The organism is Citrobacter arsenatis, from assembly GCF_004353845.1.
In the GTDB taxonomy this organism is placed as follows: domain Bacteria; phylum Pseudomonadota; class Gammaproteobacteria; order Enterobacterales; family Enterobacteriaceae; genus Citrobacter; species Citrobacter arsenatis.
This window is the reverse complement of record NZ_CP037864.1, coordinates 4,430,516-4,451,814: the sequence shown is the minus strand read 5'-3', so window position 1 is coordinate 4,451,814 and position 21,299 is coordinate 4,430,516. Positions and strand designations below refer to the sequence as shown.

Here is a 21,299-nt window from a genome sequence, read left to right as displayed (position 1 = left end):
CCGGCAGAGAGACTCAGTATTTATGCCTCACGTATTCTGGCCGCTAATGCGGCCAGTTTTGCATCATCCGCCCGTTCGTGATCGTGTGACGACAGATACCCTTCATACTGCTCGAAAAATTTGTTCTGCCGCGCTTCAATCGGTTTCCAGTGGGTTAAATCGCCAGTACCGTGCATGGGGCTTAATTTACTGTGCACATGGTCTACGCCGAAACCTTCAAAGAACATTCCCGTACGACTGACGTCCGGGAAAGTTTTATCCAGTTTCTTAGCCACTTTTTGGGTTGCCAGCATCAGGTCAGCCAACGCCTGTGGCGGCATATCGAAGGCATAGCTGGGGTAATGTTTTTTCGGGATCACCACGGTAAAACCGTCGGTGTTCGGAAAAATCGACAGAAAAGCCAGGTGATGCTCGTCTTCCCAGACCTTATGGCAGGGCGCTTTGCCTTCAACAATTTGACAGAAAATACAGGTCATTCCTTTTCTCCGTAGTAAGGTATTTTGTTGGGACGCAGTCAGTTTAGTACAGACCCAACACCTTCCACCACATCAGGCCCACGGTAATAAAGACCGCCTGGTTAAACAGGCTGATGATAAAGCCAGTGCGCCACCAGACGCCCGTTGGAACGTACCCTGCGCCAAACAGAATTGGACCGCGAGCGTGAGTGTATTGGGTGAGCGAGCAGTACAAACTGCTGGTGAAGGCTAGCATTAACGCCGTGGGGGCCGCGGGAATATTCAGATGCAGACCGACGCCGAGGAAAACGGCGTATAGCGCGGCTATCTGCGCATTACCGCTGGCAAAAAAGTAGTGGGTATAGAAGTAGGCAGCATTCAGCAGCAGCAGGACGATCACCCAACTGGTTCCGTGCATGGTGCTGCTCAGGCTATCGCCGATCAGATTGCCAAACCAGGTGGTGAAACCCAGCTTTTTCAGCTGGTTCGCCATCATCAGCAGCGCGGCAAACCAAATCAGCGTGTCCCATGCGCCTTTCTCGCTTTTCACATCTTCCCAGCTCAGCACGCCGCTCAGTAATAAAATGGACAGTCCTACGAACGAGGCGGTAGTGGCATCGACACCTAAGGTATCGCCAAAAATCCACAGCACCAGCAGCACACCGACCGTAGCCAGCATCAGCCATTCGCCGCGTGACATGCGGCCCATTTCCGCCAGTTCTTTACGCGCCAGGTTCGGGGCATCCGGCGTGTGTTTAATTTCCGGGCGCACAATCCAGTAGACCAGTAATGGAACCAGCAGCAAAGAGACCAGACAAGGCAGCAGTGCCGCCATAAACCAGCTGCCCCAGGTCAGCGTAACCCCGGCGTTGGCCGCCAGTTTTACTGCCAGCAGGTTACCGGTATAGCCGGTCATAAACAGTGCTGCCGTCACGTCGTTAACGTTGCCAATACAGGTAATAAGAAAGGTGCCGATTTTACTGCGGGACTCATCTTCCGGGTTCGAATGGAAACTGCGCGCCAGAGAGTCGGCAATCGGATAGATGACGCCGCCGCAGCGTGCTGTATTACTCGGCATTGCGGGAGAGAGGATCAGATCGGCAAAGGCCAGACCGTAGGCGAGTCCCAGCGTGCGCTTGCCGAGCAGGCGGATCATTTGTAGCGCAATACGTCGTCCGAGGCCCGTTTTGATAAACCCGCGGGCAATCATAAAAGCCACGACGATAAGCCAGATAAGCGAACTGTTCAGTTCACTTAGTGCGGTGGTGATAGCGCCGCTGGCGGTTTTATCCCCAGCTGCATAGACGAGCGCAAAAACCGTAATCCCAATAATGCCGACTGCGCCGATGGGTAAAACTTTCGCCACGATAGAGGCTATGGTAGCAACGAAGATTATTGCCGAATGCCAGGCTGGCTCACTTAACCCTGTTGGAGGTGTAAGCTGCCACAGCCCAGCAGAAATAAGAGTTATAAGAATTAATGGGAGCCATTTGACGCCGCTGATTTTTTTCTCAGTCACGGTTACGCACCTATAGGTGTGATAAATACATTCATGGTGTGAATATATTTACTGAATAATTAACAGGTTATGTTGCGTAATGCTGCTCCAGAGACTGCAAGAAATACATCAATATATGTGTGTGAATTGTTTCCTGATATTTCAAATTAGTAAAGGCCCGACGAGAATGTCGGGCTGGAGGGAGAGTTAACCGCCGAACTGGTCCGGGTCTGGTCCCAGACGTTTGCCCTGATCGAGTTTCGCGATTTCACCTAATTCATCTTTATCCAGGCGGAAGTCCCAGACGTTAAAGTTTTCTGCGATACGCGCTGGGGTGACCGATTTTGGAATAACCACCAGGCCGCTATCCAGATGCCAACGGATGACAATCTGCGCCGGTGATTTACCATATTTCTCAGCAAGGTCACGGATGATCTTTTGATCAAAGACGTCTTTGCCGCCCTGCGCCAGCGGGCTCCAGGACTCGGTCTGGATTTTATGCGTTGCGTTCCAGGCGTGTAGCTGGCGCTGTTGCATAAGTGGGTGAAGCTCTATTTGGTTAATCACCGGTGGGACGCCGGTTTCATCCATCAGCCGCTGGAGATGATTGATCTGAAAATTGCACACGCCGATGCTCTTAATCAGACCTTCTTTTTGCAGGTCGATCATGTTTTCCCAGGCTTCAACGTAGTGGTCGATCGCCGGAACCGGCCAGTGCATCAGGTACAGATCGAGGTAATCAAGCTGGAGTTTTTCCATGCTTTCGAGCAAGGCTTCCCGGGGGCGTTTTTGATCATCATTCCACAGCTTGGTGGTGATGAATAACTCGTCCCGTGGTACGCCAGCATCGCGTATTGCTTTGCCGACACCTTCTTCGTTTTTGTACGCCGCAGCGGTATCAATTGAGCGATACCCGACTTCCAGCGCTTTATGAATGGCGGTGATGACTTCTTCGTTGCTTGCCTTCCAGACCCCCAGGCCCAGTTGCGGCATGACGTTACCATCCTGTAGTTTGATAATGGTTGGACCGGTCATAATTCCCCCCCACACTTAATCCTTCAGGCTGCCTCTTTGTTGGCTGCTTGCGTTTACCCCGGTCACGTACTTATGTACGTGACCGGGGATTCACTCAATTGTCGCCTCGATGCATCATGAATGATTGGGTGTAAATTGAGTTCACCGGAGCAAGCCCCGGTGAGGTTTATGTGACTTAAGCCTGGTATAAATACCCAAAAACGAAAGGTTGAGGTTAAAAAACCTTAGCGGGCAGCTTCGTAAATCCGACGGCTGACCTCAAGCGTAATGTCCTGATGTTCGCCCAGTTTCGTACCGCCATGGGCTTGCAGTTTCTCCAGCAGCGCCGGGATGGAGCTACCGTCCAGGCCATAGTCAGACAGGCGAGTCGGTACACCCATTTGTTCGAAGAACGCGCGGGTTGCGGCAATGGCGGCGTCGATGCGCTGGTCATCATTACCTTCGGTGATATTCCAGATACGCTCTGCGTATTGCAGCAGTTTGGCTCGTTTGGTGTCGCGTTTTTCATTCCACAGTGCAGGCAGAACGATGGCCAGCGTTTGAGCATGATCCAGACCGTGCATTGCGGTCAGTTCGTGGCCCAGCATATGCGTTGCCCAGTCCTGCGGTACTCCTGCGCCGATCAGACCGTTCAACGCCTGGGTTGCTGCCCACATGACGTTCGCACGTACGTTGTAGTTTTCTGGCTCCTGCAATGCTTTCGGACCTTCTTCTACCAGCGTAAGCAGAATGCCTTCGGCAAAGCGATCCTGAATTTTCCCGTCCACCGGATAAGTCACATACTGCTCAACGGTATGCACGAAGGCATCCACGACGCCGTTCGCAACCTGACGCGGCGGCAGGGTATAGGTGTAAACCGGATCCAGCACGGCAAATACCGGCTGCACAAACGGGGTCATAAAGGCCAGCTTATCGCCGGTGGTTTTACGCGAAATTACCGCGCCGGAGTTGGATTCCGAGCCGGTTGCTGGCAGGGTTAATACGGAACCCATCGGGATAGCGCTTGTTACGTCGTTGCCGTGGGTTTCCAGAATGCGCCAAGGATCGATGCCGTCAGCGTACTGTGCCGCTGCCGCGATGAATTTGGTGCCATCCAGCACTGAACCGCCGCCTACTGCCAGCAGAAACGTCACTTTCTCATCACGTACGATTTTAACCGCGTTCATCAGCGTTTCATAAGATGGATTCGGCTCGATACCGCCAAATTCCAGCACGTCCAGACCTTTCAGAGCGTCCTGAACCTGTGAGAGGACGCCGGTTTTTTTCACGCTGCCGCCGCCGTAGGTAACCAGTACGCGAGCATCCTGAGGGATTTGATCGCGCAGCTCAGCAATAGCGCCTTTACCAAAAAGAATTCGGGTTGGGGTATGGAGATTAAAGTTGTTCATTGCTCGTTCCCTTATGTGGGTAAAAAAGAGGGCAGGAGGGTGTCTGCCGGATGATGAACATTGTGGTCGTCCGGCGCGTTGCTCTCAATGCTCATTTCTGCCGATGTCTTGCCCATTTCTACAGACTGCTGGAGAAAACAGATAAATCTGCGCATTATGTCTGGGTCGAAAACCGATGATGAAATGGTGCTCCATGAACCGTGATGAGATCTGCCTTCTGCTGACAGATAAAATTAAACAGCTGAAAAATAATGAAAATAAACTCACTGAATTGCTACCAGATGTCCGCTTGCTGCACGGCACGGAGCCGGCGGCACGTACACCGGTCATGTATCAGCCAGGCATCATATTTCTCTTTTCGGGTCATAAAATTGGTTATATCAATGAGCGCGTATTTCGTTATGACGCCAACGAATACCTGCTGCTAACCGTTCCTTTACCCTTTGAATGTGAAACGTATGCGACACCGGAGGTTCCCCTGGCCGGTATTTATCTGAATGTTGATATTCTGCAGTTGCAGGAACTGTTGATGGACATCGGGGAAGATGAGCTGTTCCAGCCCGCCATGGCGGCCAGCGGGATCAACTCTGCGACACTCTCTGACGAAATTCTTTGTGCCGCTGAGCGCCTGCTGGATGTGATGGAGCGACCGCTGGATGCACGTATTCTGGGGAAACAGATTATTCGCGAGATCCTCTACCATGTGCTGACCGGGCCGCGCGGCGGCGCGTTACTGGCGCTGGTCAGCCGTCAGACGCATTTCAGTTTGATAAGCCGGGTGCTGAAGCGGATTGAAACCAAATACACCGAAAATCTCAATGTAGAACAGCTGGCGGCTGAAGCGAACATGAGCGTGTCGGCGTTTCATCATAATTTTAAAGCGGTGACCAGCACCTCACCGCTGCAATATCTGAAGAGCTATCGCCTGCATAAAGCACGGATGATGATGATCCACGATGGAATGAAGGCCAGTGCGGCTGCCATGCGCGTCGGCTATGAGAGCGCATCGCAATTTAGTCGGGAGTTCAAACGTTTCTTTGGCGTAACGCCGGGGGAAGATGCGGCCAGAATTCGAATGATGCAGGGGGGGTGATTTCTTGTCGGTCTGAAAGGTACACCGTAGGCCTTAAATCTGCGCGCCATCAGGCGAAATGCCGGGGCTTACCCGGCCTACGGATGCAGTTCATGCGCTACAGTATTTTTTTTTAATCACCACAAACAGAGTCCCCAACAAACCTGCGGTTAACAGGGCAATCGGCAGGATCATTAAAAAGGTCATCACCTGATCTTCATGGCGTTTGACGAACGGGATCATGCTCAGTGCATAGCCGAAGCTGGTGACAACGGTGACCCACAGCAGACCGCTCAGCCAGTTAAAAAACTGGAACCGACGGTTTGGAAGGCCAGAAATTCCCGCCATTGTTGGCAGCAAGGTGCGAACGAATGCCAGGAAACGCCCTGCCAGCAGGGCCATCAGCCCGTGTTGGTCAAACATGCAGGTGGCGCGCTGATGGTATTTTTCAGGTAATTGCGCCAGCCAGCCTTTTACCGTCCGCGTGTTGCCCAGCCAGCGTCCCTGAATGTAGCTTAGCCAGCAGCCCAGACTGGCTGCGGCCGTCAGAATAGCTATGGTAGGTAAAAAACTCATCACGTCCTGGGCGATCAGCGCCCCTGCCAGTAATAACAGGCTGTCTCCGGGTAAAAAAGAGGCGGGCAGCAGGCCATTTTCTAAAAACAGTGTGGCGAACATGACGAAGTACACCACGCTCACAACGTGCGGATCCGCCAGCGCGGCAAAATCGTGTTGCCAGAGCGCGGAGACAATATCTTGAATGACTACCATGGACTTTCCTGTGGAACAGCGTTTATGTGTGGATTGTACTCCTGAATTGTCCGGGATGCCTTGATCCCGGACGCAACAAATGCAGACTTTTCCACCAGAAGTGTCTGCATATATGTCCATCTATGGCAATTTTACTCGATTCGGGCAAATCCTGCGGCCAAATCGGCAATCAGATCGTCAACATTCTCTAAACCAATATGCAAACGGATGAGCGTTCCGCTGAAGTCCACCTCACCTTGCGGACGGATTGCCGCAATGTGTTCCGGCTGATTAGCGAGGATCAGCGACTCAAAACCGCCCCAGGAGTAGGCCATGCTGAACAGGCTGAAGTGATCCAGGTAAGCGGCAAGCTCCTCATGATTGAGTTTTTTATTCAATACAAAGGAGAACAGGCCGCTGCTGCCGGTGAAATCACGCTTCCAGAATTCGTGGCCTTTACTACCGGGCAGCGCCGGGTGATTCACGCGGGCGACCTGAGGATGGCTGGCCAGCCACTCGGCGACCTTTACGCTGCTTTCATGGTGCTGACGCAGGCGTACGCTCAGCGTACGCAGTCCACGGCTGGTCATATAGGCGGTATCGGCGTCCAGCATTTGCCCCATCAGATAGGCATTTTCGCGCAGTTGATCCCAGCAGCGAGCATTAGATACCGCCGTGCCGACCATGCCGTCAGAATGACCAATCAGATATTTGGTGCCTGCCTGGATAGAAATATCGATGCCAAAATCCAACGCTTTGAACAGCACACCGGCAGCCCAGGTGTTATCAATCATGATGATAGCATCCGGCGCGACGCTTCTGACGGCGGCAACAATCGCGGGAACATCATGCACTTCCATAGTGACAGAGCCGGGAGATTCCAGAAATACGACTTTCGTATTCGGCTGTATGTGCTTCACTATATCGGCGCCAACCAGCGGATCGAACCAGCCGGTGGAAACGCCGAGCTTGCCGAGAATTTTGGTGCAAAAATCCTGGCTGGGTTCATAGGCAGTATTGGTCATTAGCACATGATCCCCTTGCTCCACAAAGGCGAGGATGGTGTTGGCAACGGCCGCCGCGCCGCAGGGAAACAGGGCACAACCCGCACCGCCTTCCAGTTCGCACATTGCTTCCTGCAGGGAGAAATGCGTTAGGGTTCCGCGACGTCCATAGAAAAGCGCACCGTTCGCCCGGTTGTGTGTGGCCTGCTTTTTGGCCTCTACGGTGTCAAACACCAGCGAAGAAGCGCGCTGTATCACGCTATTTACCGAGCCCAGCGTGTACTTTTTACTGCGTCCTGCGTGAACGAGTTTGGTTTCAAGTTGCTTATCTGCCATGTTGTCTTACCTGTTTTTATACGTCTGGATGTCTAAACTACCATGAATCAAAGATGACGCATCCTGCAGAACGGTCATACAGTAGAAAATAATCTCAAAATGCTTCTGGTGACTTTTTTACTGCGTAAGCGCAAGGAAAAGAAACCAAAGGTGCGGCAATATGTAAATAGTAATGAGAACGACTATCAATTCGACGTCATTTTGATATCATTACGCTCAGATTTTGTGATTTGCGTCCTGGAGATACAGAGTGGGTAATAATTTGATGCAGACGGATCTTTCCGTCTGGGGTATGTATCAGCACGCCGATATCGTGGTTAAGTGCGTGATGATTGGGCTAATTTTGGCATCAGTGGTCACCTGGGCTATCTTCTTCAGTAAGAGCCTTGAGTTCTTTACTCAGAAACGCCGCCTTAAGCGTGAGCAGCAACTGCTGGCGGAAGCCCGCTCTTTAGATATGGCAAGCGAGATTGCCGCAGGATTCGATGGCAAAAGCCTCGGTGCACAGTTAATTAACGAAGCGCAGAACGAGCTGGAACTGTCTGAAGGTAGCGACGACAACGAAGGTATTAAAGAACGTACCGGCTTCCGTCTGGAGCGTCGAGTGGCGGCGATAGGTCGTCATATGGGCCGCGGTAACGGATACCTGGCGACCATCGGGGCTATCTCTCCATTTGTCGGTCTGTTTGGTACCGTATGGGGCATCATGAATAGCTTCATCGGGATTGCACAAACCCAAACGACCAACCTGGCCGTTGTTGCGCCGGGTATCGCAGAAGCGCTGTTAGCGACCGCGATCGGTCTGGTCGCGGCAATTCCTGCGGTCGTAATCTACAACATCTTCGCACGCCAGATTGGCAGCTATAAAGCGATGCTGGGCGATGTTGCGGCACAGGTGCTGTTGCTGCAAAGCCGCGATCTGGACCTGAACGCTAGCGCATCCGCGCATCCGGTACGCGCTGCGCAGAAATTACGTGTAGGATAATGTTCCATGGCAATGAGCTTTAATGAAAACCTGGACGATAACGGTGAAATGCATGAAATCAACGTGACGCCGTTTATCGACGTTATGTTGGTTTTATTGATCATCTTTATGGTGGCCGCACCGTTGGCAACGGTGGATGTGAAAGTGAATCTTCCAGCCTCAACCAGCACGCCGCAGCCGCGTCCGGAAAAGCCGGTTTACCTGTCTGTTAAAGCCGATAAGAGCATGTTTATCGGCAATAATCAGGTGACGGACGACACCATGATTAGCGAGTTAAATACGCTGACCGATGGGAAGAAGGACACCACAATTTTCTTCCGTGCGGATAAAACCGTCGATTATGAAACCATGATGAAGGTGATGGATACGCTGCATCAGGCGGGTTTCCTGAAAATTGGTTTGGTCGGTGAAGAAACCGTAAAAGCGAAGTAATCCTCGTTGCCGGGTAATGGTTGTCGTCTTACCCGGCCTGCTGCTCCTGTTCCAACTCCGCACGCCCTTATCTGTTCTCATCCAGTGCGACAGTCGTTATCCTGGTGGGGTCGTAGTTCCCTTCAGACAGTTTGCGCATCAGGCGTAAGGTGGCTGTTTCTCGCTTGAGTATATGCTGGTATGTACTTTCCAGTCGGGCCATGATTTTGTCCCGCAGTTCAGGTTGTTGCTCCATAATGGCTTCAATCGTGGCACCGTAGATCTCTTCTTTAGCCTGTAGCGTGTAAATTTCGCGGCGATTTTGCCATTTCATCCGTACCAGCGCGGCGGGAATAGAAACAATCTCTTGGGCAACGCTTTCCAGCGTTGCATTTTTATTGGCAATCAGCACGGCTAAATTTTGCTTTAAGACAAACTCATCGCTTTTATGGTCATCTAAAGCCAAATAAACATTATTATTCTCAACATCTTTCATTTTATTTCTCTTCCAGAGAATAAAAAATAGGATCGCTGGTTTCACGCGTAATTAAATTAAGCCAAATTTTATTGCCCTGTTCATTCACGATGGCTGTTTTTGTGGACAAAATTTTACTTAATTCTTGCGCGTTAATGTCGCCTTCGGCCTGGAGTGAATTGAGCAGGCGAGTGAATGACTCAATCTTCGCGGCACGAAACAGGCGCTCTTTTAAATGGCGATCGCACTCTTCAAATAACATATTGCGCGCCTGGCCGGTAGCTGCAGAGCTAATCAAAATATCGGGTTCGTAATCGCTTAATGTTCTCTTTCCCTGAGTCAAATTTTCACTATTATCTGCGGGGCTGGTATTGCTTGAGGATGTGGATAAGTGAAAACGCGCGGGAACAAGATGCTCGGGAAGCATATTGAAATATCCTTTGATGCCAATGAGATGTCGTTTTAAATAAACCAGGCCACGTTGACAATAGCATGGCGTAATTTTAAAATCAAAAAAAATGGAGCCAGTATATGAACAGTATATTTTATTCTGTTATTACCCTGCTATTGCTTACCTGCGGGGTGCTTTTGTTGATGCGCGGTGCAAATAAAAACCGAGAAGCAGAAAATGGGTACTCTGAAAATCAGCCGGAAATGCTGAGTAAAGAAGAGGGGGAGGATCATTTCTCAGTACTGATGAATTCGATTACTCCGGTATGGTATTGGCGCGTTAATCACGAATATATCGATTTTATCCATTCGACGATCAAACGGATGACAATGGTTGAGTTGAATGAGACACCTGGGCTATTTGATGCACAGCGGCGCTGTAGCGATCTCAACTCTGCGGTGTATAAATATTATGACAATATTAAAAAGCGCTGTCTGAGCGGTGAGAAGGTCCCGCATGCCGATCTGGACGTGCTCAACCTGCGTCAGTGCTTCAGGGAGTTCAGCCTGGAGGCTTATCCTGCGCTTGTCGCGCTGGTGTGGCCGGAATATCAACGTCCAGAAATCAAAGCGGACGAGGTGTGAGGGACTGGTTAGCCCATATTATGTGCCGGGAGGTAAACTGCGCCAACCGGCACGAAATAACATTCGGCTATTTATCGGATGAGGCCTGCCACAGGTTTAGCTTACCGTCCGCAACGTGCTTATCGATCTGCGCCAGTTCGTCGGCGCTGAACGTCAGTTTAGCCAACGCCTGAACGTTTTCCTCCAGTTGCTCCGGTCGGCTGGCGCCAATTAATACCGAAGTCACCCGGTTGTCTTTCAGCAGCCAGCTTAAGGCCATTTGCGCCATCGACTGTCCGCGCTGTTGCGCCATTTCATTGAGCAAACGCAGGCTGGTAAGGTTTTCTTCCGTCAGCATGTTTTCCGTCAGCCCACGAACTTTTTTCCCTTCACGCTGCATGCGTGAACCTTCCGGAATGCCATTGAGATATTTCCCCGTCAGCAGCCCCTGGGCCAGCGGCGTAAATGCGATGCAGCCCATACCGTTGGAGTCCAGCGTATCCAGCAGACCGCTGCTGTCTACCCAACGGTTAAGCAGGTTGTAAGAAGGCTGATGGATCAGCAGCGGAATTTTCCATTCCCGCATCAGTTCGGCCATTTTCTGCGTACGTTCCGGGGAATAGGATGAGATGCCGACATACAGCGCTTTACCGCTTTTCACCGCATGAGCCAGCGCTGAAGCGGTCTCTTCCATCGGCGTATTTTCGTCAACGCGATGTGAGTAGAAGATATCGACATAGTCGAGGCCCATGCGTTTCAGGCTCTGGTCGAGGCTGGCAAGCAGGTACTTGCGCGAACCGCCAGAACCGTATGGCCCAGGCCACATGTCATAGCCTGCCTTGGTGGAGATGATCAGTTCATCACGATATTGTGCAAAATCCTCGCGCAGTAATCGGCCAAAATTCTCTTCTGCGCTGCCCGGAGGCGGCCCGTAGTTATTGGCTAAATCAAAATGCGTAATGCCTAAATCAAAGGCTTTACGCAGCAGGGCGCGCTGGGAATCCAGCGCCTGAACGTGCCCAAAACTGTGCCACAAACCCAGCGACAGCGCGGGTAAACGCAAACCGCTGCGTCCACAGTAGCGATAGAGCATCTGCTCGTAACGTTCAGGATTGGCAAACCAGGCCATGAGATCTCCTTAGTGCAGGTGAATTTCGAAACAACGTTTCTATTCTAGCGGGTTCACGGTGAATATCCCGTTCACCAGGTCACACTGGGATTAAAAAGTGGGCAAAAACAGTTCGCTGTGCTTTGCTTAAAAAAACATCAACCAGGAGTGCTGCCATGCCGCGTCTAACTGCTAAAGACTTTCCGCAAGAACTGCTCGACTACTATGACTATTACGCTCATGGCAAAATAACGAAACGCGAGTTTCTCAATCTTGCGGCGAAATATGCAGTCGGTGGAATGACGGCGCTGGCATTATTCAACGTATTGAAACCCAACTATGCTCTCGCAACGCAGGTGGAATTCACCGATCCTGATATCCTGGCGGAATACATCACCTATCCTTCACCTGAAGGGCATGGCGATGTGCGGGGTTATCTGGTTAAACCCGCAAAAGCGACGGGGAAAGTTCCGGCAGTAGTGGTGGTGCATGAGAATCGAGGGCTGAATCCGTATATTGAGGATGTGGCGCGACGGGTAGCGAAGGCGGGCTATATTGCACTCGCACCTGATGGATTAAGTTCGGTGGGGGGATATCCTGGCAATGATGATAAAGGCCGGGAGTTACAGCAGCAGGTAGACCCGGTAAAGCTGATGAACGATTTTTTTGCCGCCATTGAATTTATGCAGCGTTATTCCGGCGCGACGGGAAAAGTGGGTATCACCGGTTTTTGCTACGGTGGCGGTGTGTCAAATGCCGCAGCCGTTGCTTTTCCTGGACTGGCCTGCGCGGTGCCTTTTTATGGTCGACAGGTTCCTGCTGCTGATGTCCCCAAAATAAAAGCGCCTTTATTACTACACTATGCGCAATTAGATACCCGAATTAATGAAGGGTGGCCAGCCTATGAAGAGGCGCTGAAGGCCAATAAGAAAATCTATGAGGTATATATCTATCCCGGCGTTAATCATGGTTTTCATAATGATTCGACACCACGTTATGACAAAGCTGCCGCCGATTTAGCCTGGGAACGTACTCTTGCATGGTTTAAAAAATATTTGTGATAGAAAACAAAGAATTATTTAATGCTTCATATTAATCACCTGAATAATAATGCTAGCTAATTTCATTAGCATTCATGTTGATATAGTGTAAATAGATACTGAATGTACTTAAGAAAGTAAAAAAATAAAGAACGTATTATATCTTCTCTGCTGCCTGCCGATAACAAGGATAAGTATCGCCTGATGGCGAATTCCTCATCAACGGCAAGGAAATTATTATGCGTTTGCTGAAAAACTTCACTATTCGTATTGTCATGTTGGCAATACTGGGACTTTTTTGCCTGCTCTGGTCGGGCGTGGGTTTATTCAGTCTTCATTCTTTATCAAAAATATCTGAAGGCAATGATATTGACCGCCATCTTGTTCATCAGATGACGGTGCTTAGTCAGGGGAACGATCAGTACTTTCGCTTCGTAACGCGCTTAAGTCGCGCCATGGACGTCAAAATGAGCGGTGGAACGCCTGATTTTGCGCCAGCGCAGCAGTCCCTGGAGAACATGAGCAAAAAACTCCAGGAGATGAAAACGTTGTCTCCGGGACCAATGGATCCGGAAGTTGCCGCGGCGGTACTGACAAAGTGGCAGGCGCTGCTGGACAACGGTGTGATCCCGCAAATGCAGCTGGCGCAGCAGGGCACGCTTACGGCCTTTGCGGAGCATGCCAGCACCGTTACGCCAGCGTTGAGCCGCGAGTTTGGCGCCAGTGCCGAACGTTTTAACGCCACGGCAGGTGAGCGTCTTGATACCACGCGCATCATGGTCGATGGCAAAACGTCTATCATCCGGACGCTAATTATTACCGCCGTGATCCTCGGTATTGCTCTCCTGTTTTTCACTGACCGTTACCTCGTCGCCATGATGGTGAAGCCGTTGGGACGTATTCGCCAGCAGTTTCAGCAGATTGCACAGGGCGATCTCAGCCATCCAATTGAAGATTTTGGTCGTAACTGTGTGGGCCAACTGGTGCCGTTATTGTGCGCGATGCAGGACAGCCTGCGCGAAGCCGTCAGTACTATTCGCTCAGGTAGTGACAACATCTGGCGAGGGGCTACGGAAATTTCCACCGGCAATAACGATCTCTCCTCACGTACTGAAGAACAGGCCGCTGCGCTGGAAGAGACTGCTGCCAGCATGGAGCAACTGACTGTCACGGTAAAACTGAACGCTGAAAACGCACGTGAAGCCAGCCAGCTCGCCGATACGGCGACAGAAACGGCTGGTAAAGGGAGCACCCTGGTTTCAGAAGTGGTTGAGACGATGGATGGCATTGCCGCCAGCTCTAAACAGATCGCGGAAATTACCTCTGTTATTAATAGCATCGCTTTCCAGACCAACATTCTGGCGCTGAACGCGGCAGTTGAAGCGGCCAGAGCGGGCGAGCAGGGGCGTGGATTTGCCGTCGTTGCCGGTGAAGTACGTAACCTTGCCAGCCGCAGCGCTGGGGCGGCGAAAGAGATTGAGACGCTGATCGGCGAATCGTCGCGTCGCGTCGATCAGGGCGCTCGTCTGGTTAAAGAAACGGGATTAACCATGGAGGCTATTCTGCGCGGCGCTACCGAAGTGACCGTCATCATGAAACAAATCGCCTCTGCCTCGGAAGAACAGAACAAGGGCATCTCGCAGGTGAGCGTGGCGATCACGCAGATGGACAGCGTAACGCAACAGAACGCTGCATTGGTAGAGCAGGTTTCCGCCGCGGCTGTGGCGCTGGAACGACAAACGGAAGAGCTGCAACGCTCGGTGCAACAGTTCCGCCTCTCAGCGAATGATGTGCAGTACGCCGCCTCCAATACCACTTCCCCTTCAGCAGACAGCAGAACGTCTGCGGCAGCTAAAACGGATGAATGGGTGTCCTTTTAAGCTGGCATAAAAAGTTCGTGATACCTCTGGTCTTTGCTTAAAAAATCGCTATATAATTTATTATATAGCGATTGGAGATTATGCATGGACAACCATTTTGGTAAAGGCCTGATGGCCGGTTTAAACGCGTCAAGTGCGGATAGCGCACGCTCGGTGGCCAATTTTTGTGCTGATTATAAACGCGGTTTCGTACTGGGATTTTCCCATCGAATGTTTGAAAAAACGGGCGATCGACAGCTCAGCGCGTGGGAAGCGGGGATCCTCACGCGCCGCTACGGACTGGATAAAGAGATGGTTATGGATTTCTTTAAAGAGAACCAGTCCAGTACAACAATTCGTTTTTTCATGGCTGGCTATCGACTCGAAGCTTGATCCGAAAGGGGTATTATCTTGCTTTAATTAATTACACTATTGACCTACGCCTTCGTTTTGTTGCTCCGCCGAAGTATTATAATGCACATAACCATATAAAAAGTGTGGTAAATGGCGCGCCGATCGCAATATGCAACATGCGAATGGTGCAAAATAAAAGCCAGGTCTTCGCAACGGAATAACTATAAAATGACTGGAGATAACTCTCTCATCAATTCGAACGGCATCAATCGCCGTGATTTCATGAAGCTTTGTGCAGCACTGGCCGCTACCATGGGGCTCAGTAGCAAAGCCGCCGCAGAAATGGCCGAATCAGTTTCCCGACCTCAGCGCCCACCGGTTATCTGGATTGGTGCTCAGGAGTGTACGGGTTGTACTGAATCGCTGCTTCGCGCGACACACCCTACAGTGGAAAACCTCGTTCTGGAGACTATCTCTCTGGAATACCATGAGGTGCTCTCTGCCGCCTTCGGCCATCAGGTTGAAGAGAATAAACATAACGCTCTGGAGAAGTACAAAGGGCAATATGTTTTGGTTGTAGATGGTTCTATCCCACTGAAAGACAATGGTATTTACTGCATGGTTGCCGGTGAACCGATCGTGGATCACATTCGCCGGGCCGCAGAAGGTGCAGCCGCTATCATTGCCATCGGCTCTTGCGCCGCGTGGGGTGGTGTTGCTGCGGCTGGCGTTAACCCAACGGGGGCCGTCGGCTTGCAGGAAGTTCTGCCAGGCAAAACCATCATCAACATCCCCGGCTGTCCGCCGAACCCGCACAACTTCCTCGCAACGGTCGCGCATATCATCACCTACGGTAAGCCGCCGAAGCTGGATACCAAAAACCGTCCGACATTCGCCTATGGCCGTTTGATTCACGAACACTGCGAACGTCGCCCGCACTTCGATGCAGGCCGTTTTGCGAAAGAGTTTGGCGATGAAGGCCACCGTGAAGGCTGGTGTCTCTACCATCTGGGCTGTAAAGGACCAGAAACCTACGGCAACTGCTCAACGCTGCAATTCTGCGATGTTGGCGGCGTATGGCCGGTGGCTATCGGTCACCCTTGCTATGGCTGTAACGAAGAAGGTATCGGTTTCCATAAAGGTATTCACCAGCTTGCTCATGTGGAAAACCAAACGCCGCGTTCCGAAAAACCTGACGTCAATATGAAAGAAGGTGGCAATGTTTCTGCCGGAGCGATTGGGCTGCTTGGTGGCGTAGTAGGACTGGTTGCCGGCGTCAGCGTGATGGCGGTTCGTGAACTGGGTCGTCAGCAGAAGAAAGATAACGCTGACTCACGGGGAGAATAACCGTGAACAGACGTAACTTTATTAAAGCAGCCTCCAGCGGGGCATTGCTGTTGGGCGCTGCGCCGTCCATCAGCCATGCGGCTGCAGAAAACCGTCCGCCGATCCCGGGTTCTTTAGGGATGCTCTATGACTCGACGCTGTGCGTAGGCTGCCAGGCCTGTGTCACCAAGTGTCAGGATATCAACTTCCCGGCGCGTAACCCGGAAGGCGAGCAGACCTGGTCGAACAACGACAAACTGTCTCCATATACCAATAACATCATCCAGGTGTGGCGTAGCGGAACAGGCGTTAACAAAGACCAGGAAGAAAATGGCTACGCCTACATTAAGAAGCAGTGCATGCACTGTGTCGATCCGAACTGTGTCTCCGTTTGCCCGGTCTCCGCGCTGAAGAAAGATCCGAAAACCGGCATCGTCCACTATGACAAAGATGTCTGCACCGGCTGTCGTTACTGCATGGTCGCCTGCCCATACAACGTGCCTAAGTACGACTACAACAACCCGTTTGGTGCGCTTCACAAGTGTGAACTGTGTAATCAGAAAGGCGTTGAGCGTCTGGACAAAGGCGGTTTACCGGGTTGTGTTGAAGTATGCCCTGCCGGTGCGGTGATTTTTGGTACGCGTGAAGAGCTGATGGCTGAGGCGAAAAAACGTCTCGCGCTGAAGCCTGGCAGCGAATACCACTATCCGCGTCAGACGGTGAAAGCAGGTGATACCTATCTGCATACAGTTCCGAAGTATTACCCCCATTTGTACGGTGAGAAAGAGGGGGGAGGTACCCAGGTTATGGTGCTGACCGGTGTTCCTTACGAGGATTTGGATCTGCCTAAACTGGATGATCTTTCGACCGGTGCGCGTTCCGAACATGTTCAACATTCCCTGTATAAGGGCATGATATTACCCCTGGCTGCGCTGGCGGGCTTAACCGTGCTGGTTCGTCGTAACACGAAAAACGACCATCACGATGGAGGAGACGATCATGAGTCATGATCCTAAACCGCTGGGCGGAAAAATAATCAGCAAACCGGTCATTATTTTTGGGCCGCTTATCGTCCTGTGTATGCTCCTGATCGTGAAACGTCTGGTCTTCGGATTGGGCTCAGTCTCCGATCTGAACGGCGGTTTCCCATGGGGTGTATGGATCGCGTTTGACCTGTTGATTGGTACTGGCTTCGCGTGCGGCGGTTGGGCGCTGGCGTGGGCGGTGTATGTTTTCAACAGAGGGCAATATCATCCGCTGGTACGCCCGGCGTTGCTGGCGAGCCTGTTTGGCTACTCGCTGGGCGGTCTGTCGATCACCATTGACGTCGGTCGTTACTGGAACCTGCCGTATTTCTACATTCCGGGTCACTTCAACGTGAACTCGGTACTGTTCGAAACGGCGGTCTGTATGACTATCTATATCGGCATCATGGCGCTGGAATTTGCTCCGGCTCTGTTTGAACGTCTGGGGTGGAAAGTTTCTCTCAAGCGTTTGAATAAAGTGATGTTCTTTATTATTGCCCTCGGCGCATTGCTGCCAACCATGCACCAGTCTTCAATGGGTTCATTGATGATTTCTGCGGGTTATAAGGTGCATCCGCTCTGGCAAGCTTATGAAATGCTGCCGCTTTTCTCAGTATTAACCGCCTTTATTATGGGCTTCTCGATCGTCATCTTTGAAGGCTCGTTGGTACAAGCCGGTCTGAAAGGTAACGGTCCGGACGAGAAAAGTTTGTTCATCAAGCTGACAAATACCATCAGCGTGCTGCTGGCGATTTTCGTGGTTCTGCGCTTTGGCGAACTGATCTATCGCGACAAGCTGTCCTATGCGTTCTCAGGCGATCTTTACTCCCTGATGTTCTGGCTTGAAGTCGTGCTGATGGTCTTCCCGCTGGTGGTGCTGCGCGTCACTAAGCTGCGCAATGACTCGCGCATGTTGTATCTGTCTGCGTTGAGCGCATTGCTGGGTTGTGCGACATGGCGTCTGTCCTATTCGCTGGTGGCGTTCAATCCTGGTGGTGGCTACCACTACTTCCCGACCTGGGAAGAACTGTTGATTTCTATTGGTTTTGTGGCTATTGAGATTTGTGCATACATCGTACTCATTCGTCTACTGCCGATACTTCCTCCTTTAAAACAAAACGATCAAAATCGTCATGAGGCGAGCAAAGCATGAGCCAGAGAATTACTATTGATCCGGTAACCCGTATTGAGGGTCATTTACGCATCGACTGCGAAATCGAAAATGGCGTGGTATCTAAAGCATGGGCTTCCGGGACCATGTGGCGCGGCATGGAAGAGATCGTGAAAAACCGCGATCCGCGCGATGCCTGGATGATTGTGCAGCGCATCTGTGGCGTTTGTACGACCACTCACGCTATCTCTTCCGTTCGTGCAGCAGAAAGCGCGCTGAATATTGATGTTCCGGTGAACGCACAGTATATCCGTAACATCATTCTCGCTGCGCATACCACGCATGACCACATTGTTCACTTCTATCAGTTGTCTGCGCTGGACTGGGTGGATATCACCTCTGCCCTGAAAGCCGACCCAGCGAAAGCATCTGCTATGCTGAACGGCGTGTCCTCCTGGCACCTGAACAGCGCAGAAGAGTTCACCAAGGTTCAGAACAAGATTAAAGATCTTGTCGCCAGCGGTCAGTTAGGCATTTTTGCCAACGGTTGCTGGGGGCACCCGGCAATGCAGCTGCCGCCGGAAGTGAACCTGATTGCGGTCGCTCACTACCTGCAGGCGCTGGAATGCCAGCGTGATGCCAACCGCGTTGTAGCGCTGTTGGGCGGTAAAACGCCGCACATCCAGAACCTGGCGGTAGGGGGGGTTGCTAACCCAATTAATCTCGACGGCCTCGGCGTGCTGAACCTTGAACGCCTGATGTATATCAAGTCCTTCATCGATAAGCTGAGCGACTTCGTTGAGCAGGTTTACAAGGTCGATACTGCGGTGATTGCGGCGTTCTACCCTGAGTGGCTGGAACGTGGTCAGGGGGCGGTTAACTACCTGAGCGCGCCGGAATTCCCGACTGACGGTAAAAACGGCAGCTTCCTGTTCCCGGGTGGTTACATCACCAATGAAGATCTGTCGACCTATCGTCCGATCACCTCTCACTCCGATGAATACCTGATCAAAGGGATTCAGGAGAGTGCGAAACACGCGTGGTACAAAGACGAAGCGCCGCAGGCTCCGTGGGAAGGCACAACGGTTCCTGATTACACCGGTTGGTCAGATGACGGCAAATATTCCTGGGTTAAAGCGCCAACCTTCTACGGTAAAACGGTTGAAGTGGGTCCGCTGGCCAACATGCTGTGTAAACTGGCGGCCAAACGCGAGTCTACCCATGCCAAACTGAATGAAATCATCGCGATTTACACCAAGCTGACCGGTAAAACTATCGAAGTGTCGCAGTTGCACTCTACGTTGGGCCGTATTATTGGCCGTACCGTTCACTGCTGTGAACTGCAGAACGTTCTGCAGGATCAGTACAACGCGCTGATTGTGAATATCGGTAAAGGCGACCACACTACCTTCGTGAAACCGGATATTCCGGCAACGGGCGAATTCAAAGGTGTTGGCTTCCTCGAAGCACCGCGCGGTATGCTGTCTCACTGGATGGTGATTAAAGACGGCATTATCAGCAACTACCAGGCGGTTGTACCGTCAACCTGGAACTCTGGCCCACGTAACTTTAATGATGAAGTGGGACCATATGAGCGCTCGCTGGTAGGTACGCCGATTGCCGATCCAAACAAACCGCTGGAAGTGGTTCGTACCATTCACTCCTTCGACCCTTGTATGTCATGTGCGGTGCATGTGGTGGACGTTGACGGGAACGAAGTGGTCTCAGTTAAGGTTCTGTAATGCGGATATTAGTCTTAGGGGTCGGCAATATTTTGCTGACCGACGAAGCCATCGGGGTGCGTATCGTTGAGGCATTAGAGCAACGGTACATCCTGCCAGACTTTGTTGATGTTCTGGACGGTGGTACGGCTGGGATGGAGCTTCTCGGCGATATGGCGAACAGGGATCATCTGATCATTGCTGACGCCATTGTGTCGAAGAAAAACGCGCCAGGAACGATGATGGTCCTGCGGGATGAAGAGATCCCGGCGCTGTTTACCAACAAAATCTCACCGCACCAGCTTGGCCTGGCCGACGTATTGTCGGCCCTGCGTTTTACCGGCGAGTTTCCGAAAAAACTGACTTTAGTCGGTATTATTCCGGAATCGCTGGAACCGCATATCGGGCTAACGCCAACGGTTGAAGCGATGATTGAACCTGCGCTTGAGCAGGTTCTTGCCGCGCTTCGTGAATCAGGCGTTGAAGCGATCCCTCGGGAGGCGGCTCATGTCTGAGGAGTTTGTCGGCTTTCAGACGGCCCCGAAGATGCAGATTCAGGCGGCGTTTGAAGAGGTTGCCCGGCGTTCGATGCACGATCTCTCTTTCCTGCATCCGAACATGCCGGTATATGTCTCTGATTTTACGCTGTTTGAAGGACAGTGGACGGGGTGTGTTATCACACCCTGGATGCTCAGCGCACTGATTTTCCCCGGACCGGAACAGATCTGGCCGATGCGCAAAGTCAGCGAAAAAATCGGGCTGCGTCTGCCGTATGGCGAGATGACCTTTACCGTTGGCGAGCTGGAAGGCGTATCGCAATACCTCTCTTGTTCGCTGATGTCGCCGCTTTCGCACAGTATGTCGGCGCAAGAAGGTGTGCGTCTGACTGACGATTGCGCGCGCATGCTGTTGTCGCTGCCGGTAAGCGATCCGAATGCGCCGCAGCTAAATCGCCGCGCGCTGCTGCTGGGTCGTCGGAACTGCGAAAATGCATGAGCTGTCCCTTTGTCAGAGTGCGGTTGAGATTGTTCAACAGCAGGCAGAGCAGCACGGTGTCAAACGTGTAACCGGCGTTTGGCTGGAAATTGGGGCGCTCTCCTGTGTTGAAGAGAGCGCCGTCCGTTTCAGTTTCGACATCGTCTGTCAGGGGACGCTGGCCCAGGGGTGTGAGCTGCATATTGATTACAAACCAGCCCAGGCATGGTGCTGGGATTGCAGTCAGGTTGTGGAAATCACCCAGCATGACGCGCAGTGTCCACAGTGTCAGGGCGATCGTCTGCGGGTTGATGCAGGCGATTCACTGAAAGTGAAAAGTATTGAAGTCGAATAACC

General features: G+C 51.8%; 23 protein-coding genes. 14 read left to right on the top strand and 9 right to left on the bottom strand.

Translation table 11 applies throughout. From position 1 onward, the window contains the following. Positions 1-20: 20 nt before the first annotated feature. The 4 genes from E1B03_RS22375 to yqhD all read right to left on the bottom strand — a co-directional run bounded on the left by E1B03_RS22375 (position 21) and on the right by yqhD (position 4,376). The gene (locus tag E1B03_RS22375; protein WP_103769725.1) at positions 21-476 is read right to left on the bottom strand and encodes an HIT family protein; all 456 of its coding nucleotides are present in this window, start codon (positions 474-476) and stop codon (positions 21-23) included. Positions 477-519: 43 nt separating this feature from the next. Then, entirely contained in the window at positions 520-1,974 is a 1,455-nt protein-coding gene (locus tag E1B03_RS22370; protein WP_103769724.1) for a DASS family sodium-coupled anion symporter, read from the bottom strand. Between the two features lie 186 nt (positions 1,975-2,160). Next, the gene (gene dkgA / locus E1B03_RS22365; RefSeq protein ID WP_008785816.1) at positions 2,161-2,988 is read right to left on the bottom strand and encodes a 2,5-didehydrogluconate reductase DkgA; all 828 of its coding nucleotides are present in this window, start codon (positions 2,986-2,988) and stop codon (positions 2,161-2,163) included. Positions 2,989-3,212: 224 nt separating this feature from the next. Continuing rightward, a complete protein-coding gene (yqhD, locus tag E1B03_RS22360) occupies positions 3,213-4,376 on the bottom strand; it encodes an alcohol dehydrogenase (protein WP_103769723.1) in 1,164 nt (387 codons plus the stop codon). A gap of 193 nt (positions 4,377-4,569) precedes the next feature. Between yqhD and E1B03_RS22355 the strand changes: the two genes are divergently transcribed. Next, the gene (locus E1B03_RS22355) at positions 4,570-5,469 is read left to right on the top strand and encodes an AraC family transcriptional regulator (RefSeq protein ID WP_165955335.1); all 900 of its coding nucleotides are present in this window, start codon (positions 4,570-4,572) and stop codon (positions 5,467-5,469) included. Positions 5,470-5,559: 90 nt separating this feature from the next. Here E1B03_RS22355 and yghB read toward each other — a convergent pair whose 3' ends face one another. Both yghB and metC read right to left on the bottom strand, forming a co-directional pair. Next, positions 5,560-6,219 carry a DedA family general envelope maintenance protein YghB gene (gene yghB / locus E1B03_RS22350; RefSeq protein ID WP_003024510.1) on the bottom strand — a complete coding sequence of 220 codons (660 nt, stop codon included), beginning with the start codon at positions 6,217-6,219 and terminating at the stop codon, positions 5,560-5,562. Positions 6,220-6,350: 131 nt separating this feature from the next. Further along, on the bottom strand, positions 6,351-7,538 hold the full coding sequence (gene metC, locus E1B03_RS22345; RefSeq protein ID WP_103769721.1) for a cystathionine beta-lyase: 1,188 nt from the start codon (positions 7,536-7,538) through the stop codon (positions 6,351-6,353). A 250-nt stretch (positions 7,539-7,788) separates the two neighbouring features. On the opposite strand from metC, the gene exbB reads away from it, so the two are divergent. Together exbB and exbD are read left to right on the top strand one after the other, a co-directional pair. Further along, positions 7,789-8,523 carry a tol-pal system-associated acyl-CoA thioesterase gene (gene exbB / locus E1B03_RS22340; protein ID WP_133086947.1) on the top strand — a complete coding sequence of 245 codons (735 nt, stop codon included), beginning with the start codon at positions 7,789-7,791 and terminating at the stop codon, positions 8,521-8,523. 6 nt (positions 8,524-8,529) lie between these two features. Further along, the gene (gene exbD, locus E1B03_RS22335; protein ID WP_016154501.1) at positions 8,530-8,955 is read left to right on the top strand and encodes a TonB system transport protein ExbD; all 426 of its coding nucleotides are present in this window, start codon (positions 8,530-8,532) and stop codon (positions 8,953-8,955) included. A 67-nt stretch (positions 8,956-9,022) separates the two neighbouring features. Here the strand turns inward: exbD and E1B03_RS22330 are convergent, their stop codons facing one another. Further along, positions 9,023-9,430, bottom strand: coding sequence for a cytoplasmic protein (locus tag E1B03_RS22330; protein WP_103769720.1), 408 nt, complete (start codon positions 9,428-9,430; stop codon positions 9,023-9,025). 1 nt (position 9,431) lies between these two features. Then, positions 9,432-9,836: a hypothetical protein gene (locus E1B03_RS22325; protein WP_103769719.1), complete on the bottom strand. Its 405-nt coding sequence runs from the start codon at positions 9,834-9,836 to the stop codon at positions 9,432-9,434. Positions 9,837-9,940: 104 nt separating this feature from the next. On the opposite strand from E1B03_RS22325, the gene E1B03_RS22320 reads away from it, so the two are divergent. Next, positions 9,941-10,444, top strand: coding sequence for an ESA_00282 family adhesion-associated protein (locus E1B03_RS22320; protein ID WP_103769718.1), 504 nt, complete (start codon positions 9,941-9,943; stop codon positions 10,442-10,444). 67 nt (positions 10,445-10,511) lie between these two features. On the opposite strand, the gene E1B03_RS22315 is transcribed toward E1B03_RS22320, so the two are convergent. Continuing rightward, positions 10,512-11,552: an aldo/keto reductase gene (locus E1B03_RS22315; RefSeq protein WP_133086946.1), complete on the bottom strand. Its 1,041-nt coding sequence runs from the start codon at positions 11,550-11,552 to the stop codon at positions 10,512-10,514. 155 nt (positions 11,553-11,707) lie between these two features. Between E1B03_RS22315 and yghX the strand changes: the two genes are divergently transcribed. The 10 genes from yghX to hypA all read left to right on the top strand — a co-directional run bounded on the left by yghX (position 11,708) and on the right by hypA (position 21,297). Next, positions 11,708-12,592: a YghX family hydrolase gene (yghX, locus tag E1B03_RS22310; protein ID WP_133086945.1), complete on the top strand. Its 885-nt coding sequence runs from the start codon at positions 11,708-11,710 to the stop codon at positions 12,590-12,592. Between the two features lie 218 nt (positions 12,593-12,810). Further along, complete coding sequence (locus E1B03_RS22305; protein WP_133086944.1) at positions 12,811-14,451, top strand: methyl-accepting chemotaxis protein; 1,641 nt, start codon at positions 12,811-12,813, stop codon at positions 14,449-14,451. 84 nt (positions 14,452-14,535) lie between these two features. After that, entirely contained in the window at positions 14,536-14,823 is a 288-nt protein-coding gene (locus E1B03_RS22300; RefSeq protein ID WP_003024490.1) for a DUF2623 family protein, read from the top strand. Between the two features lie 189 nt (positions 14,824-15,012). Further along, entirely contained in the window at positions 15,013-16,131 is a 1,119-nt protein-coding gene (gene hybO / locus E1B03_RS22295) for a hydrogenase 2 small subunit (RefSeq protein WP_043017615.1), read from the top strand. Positions 16,132-16,133: 2 nt separating this feature from the next. Then, positions 16,134-17,120, top strand: a complete 987-nt coding sequence (gene hybA / locus E1B03_RS22290; protein WP_003828357.1) for a hydrogenase 2 operon protein HybA — start codon at positions 16,134-16,136, stop codon at positions 17,118-17,120. Then, complete coding sequence (hybB, locus tag E1B03_RS22285; protein ID WP_003828354.1) at positions 17,110-18,288, top strand: Ni/Fe-hydrogenase cytochrome b subunit; 1,179 nt, start codon at positions 17,110-17,112, stop codon at positions 18,286-18,288. The genes hybA and hybB overlap by 11 nt, the downstream gene beginning before the upstream one ends. Next, the gene (gene hybC / locus E1B03_RS22280; RefSeq protein ID WP_003024476.1) at positions 18,285-19,988 is read left to right on the top strand and encodes a hydrogenase 2 large subunit; all 1,704 of its coding nucleotides are present in this window, start codon (positions 18,285-18,287) and stop codon (positions 19,986-19,988) included. Before hybB ends, hybC begins: the two co-directional genes overlap by 4 nt. Then, the gene (locus E1B03_RS22275; RefSeq protein WP_103769712.1) at positions 19,988-20,482 is read left to right on the top strand and encodes a HyaD/HybD family hydrogenase maturation endopeptidase; all 495 of its coding nucleotides are present in this window, start codon (positions 19,988-19,990) and stop codon (positions 20,480-20,482) included. Before hybC ends, E1B03_RS22275 begins: the two co-directional genes overlap by 1 nt. After that, positions 20,475-20,963: a hydrogenase-2 assembly chaperone gene (gene hybE / locus E1B03_RS22270; RefSeq protein WP_103769711.1), complete on the top strand. Its 489-nt coding sequence runs from the start codon at positions 20,475-20,477 to the stop codon at positions 20,961-20,963. Before E1B03_RS22275 ends, hybE begins: the two co-directional genes overlap by 8 nt. Next, positions 20,956-21,297, top strand: coding sequence for a hydrogenase maturation nickel metallochaperone HypA (gene hypA, locus E1B03_RS22265; RefSeq protein WP_016157467.1), 342 nt, complete (start codon positions 20,956-20,958; stop codon positions 21,295-21,297). The genes hybE and hypA overlap by 8 nt, the downstream gene beginning before the upstream one ends. Positions 21,298-21,299 lie beyond the last annotated feature (2 nt).

Excerpts from the sequence above, each read along its gene's own strand:
- E1B03_RS22375 (WP_103769725.1), bottom strand. The coding sequence starts at position 476 with ATGACCTGTATTTTCTGTCAAATTGTTGAAGGCAAAGCGCCCTGCCAT.
- dkgA (WP_008785816.1), bottom strand. The coding sequence starts at position 2,988 with ATGACCGGTCCAACCATTATCAAACTACAGGATGGTAACGTCATGCCG.
- yqhD (WP_103769723.1), bottom strand. The coding sequence starts at position 4,376 with ATGAACAACTTTAATCTCCATACCCCAACCCGAATTCTTTTTGGTAAA.
- E1B03_RS22355 (WP_165955335.1), top strand. The coding sequence starts at position 4,570 with ATGAACCGTGATGAGATCTGCCTTCTGCTGACAGATAAAATTAAACAG.
- yghB (WP_003024510.1), bottom strand. The coding sequence starts at position 6,219 with ATGGTAGTCATTCAAGATATTGTCTCCGCGCTCTGGCAACACGATTTT.
- metC (WP_103769721.1), bottom strand. The coding sequence starts at position 7,538 with ATGGCAGATAAGCAACTTGAAACCAAACTCGTTCACGCAGGACGCAGT.
- exbD (WP_016154501.1), top strand. The coding sequence starts at position 8,530 with ATGGCAATGAGCTTTAATGAAAACCTGGACGATAACGGTGAAATGCAT.
- E1B03_RS22330 (WP_103769720.1), bottom strand. The coding sequence starts at position 9,430 with ATGAAAGATGTTGAGAATAATAATGTTTATTTGGCTTTAGATGACCAT.
- E1B03_RS22325 (WP_103769719.1), bottom strand. The coding sequence starts at position 9,836 with ATGCTTCCCGAGCATCTTGTTCCCGCGCGTTTTCACTTATCCACATCC.
- E1B03_RS22320 (WP_103769718.1), top strand. The coding sequence starts at position 9,941 with ATGAACAGTATATTTTATTCTGTTATTACCCTGCTATTGCTTACCTGC.
- E1B03_RS22315 (WP_133086946.1), bottom strand. The coding sequence starts at position 11,552 with ATGGCCTGGTTTGCCAATCCTGAACGTTACGAGCAGATGCTCTATCGC.
- yghX (WP_133086945.1), top strand. The coding sequence starts at position 11,708 with ATGCCGCGTCTAACTGCTAAAGACTTTCCGCAAGAACTGCTCGACTAC.
- E1B03_RS22305 (WP_133086944.1), top strand. The coding sequence starts at position 12,811 with ATGCGTTTGCTGAAAAACTTCACTATTCGTATTGTCATGTTGGCAATA.
- E1B03_RS22300 (WP_003024490.1), top strand. The coding sequence starts at position 14,536 with ATGGACAACCATTTTGGTAAAGGCCTGATGGCCGGTTTAAACGCGTCA.
- hybO (WP_043017615.1), top strand. The coding sequence starts at position 15,013 with ATGACTGGAGATAACTCTCTCATCAATTCGAACGGCATCAATCGCCGT.
- hybB (WP_003828354.1), top strand. The coding sequence starts at position 17,110 with ATGAGTCATGATCCTAAACCGCTGGGCGGAAAAATAATCAGCAAACCG.
- hybC (WP_003024476.1), top strand. The coding sequence starts at position 18,285 with ATGAGCCAGAGAATTACTATTGATCCGGTAACCCGTATTGAGGGTCAT.
- E1B03_RS22275 (WP_103769712.1), top strand. The coding sequence starts at position 19,988 with ATGCGGATATTAGTCTTAGGGGTCGGCAATATTTTGCTGACCGACGAA.
- hybE (WP_103769711.1), top strand. The coding sequence starts at position 20,475 with ATGTCTGAGGAGTTTGTCGGCTTTCAGACGGCCCCGAAGATGCAGATT.
- hypA (WP_016157467.1), top strand. The coding sequence starts at position 20,956 with ATGCATGAGCTGTCCCTTTGTCAGAGTGCGGTTGAGATTGTTCAACAG.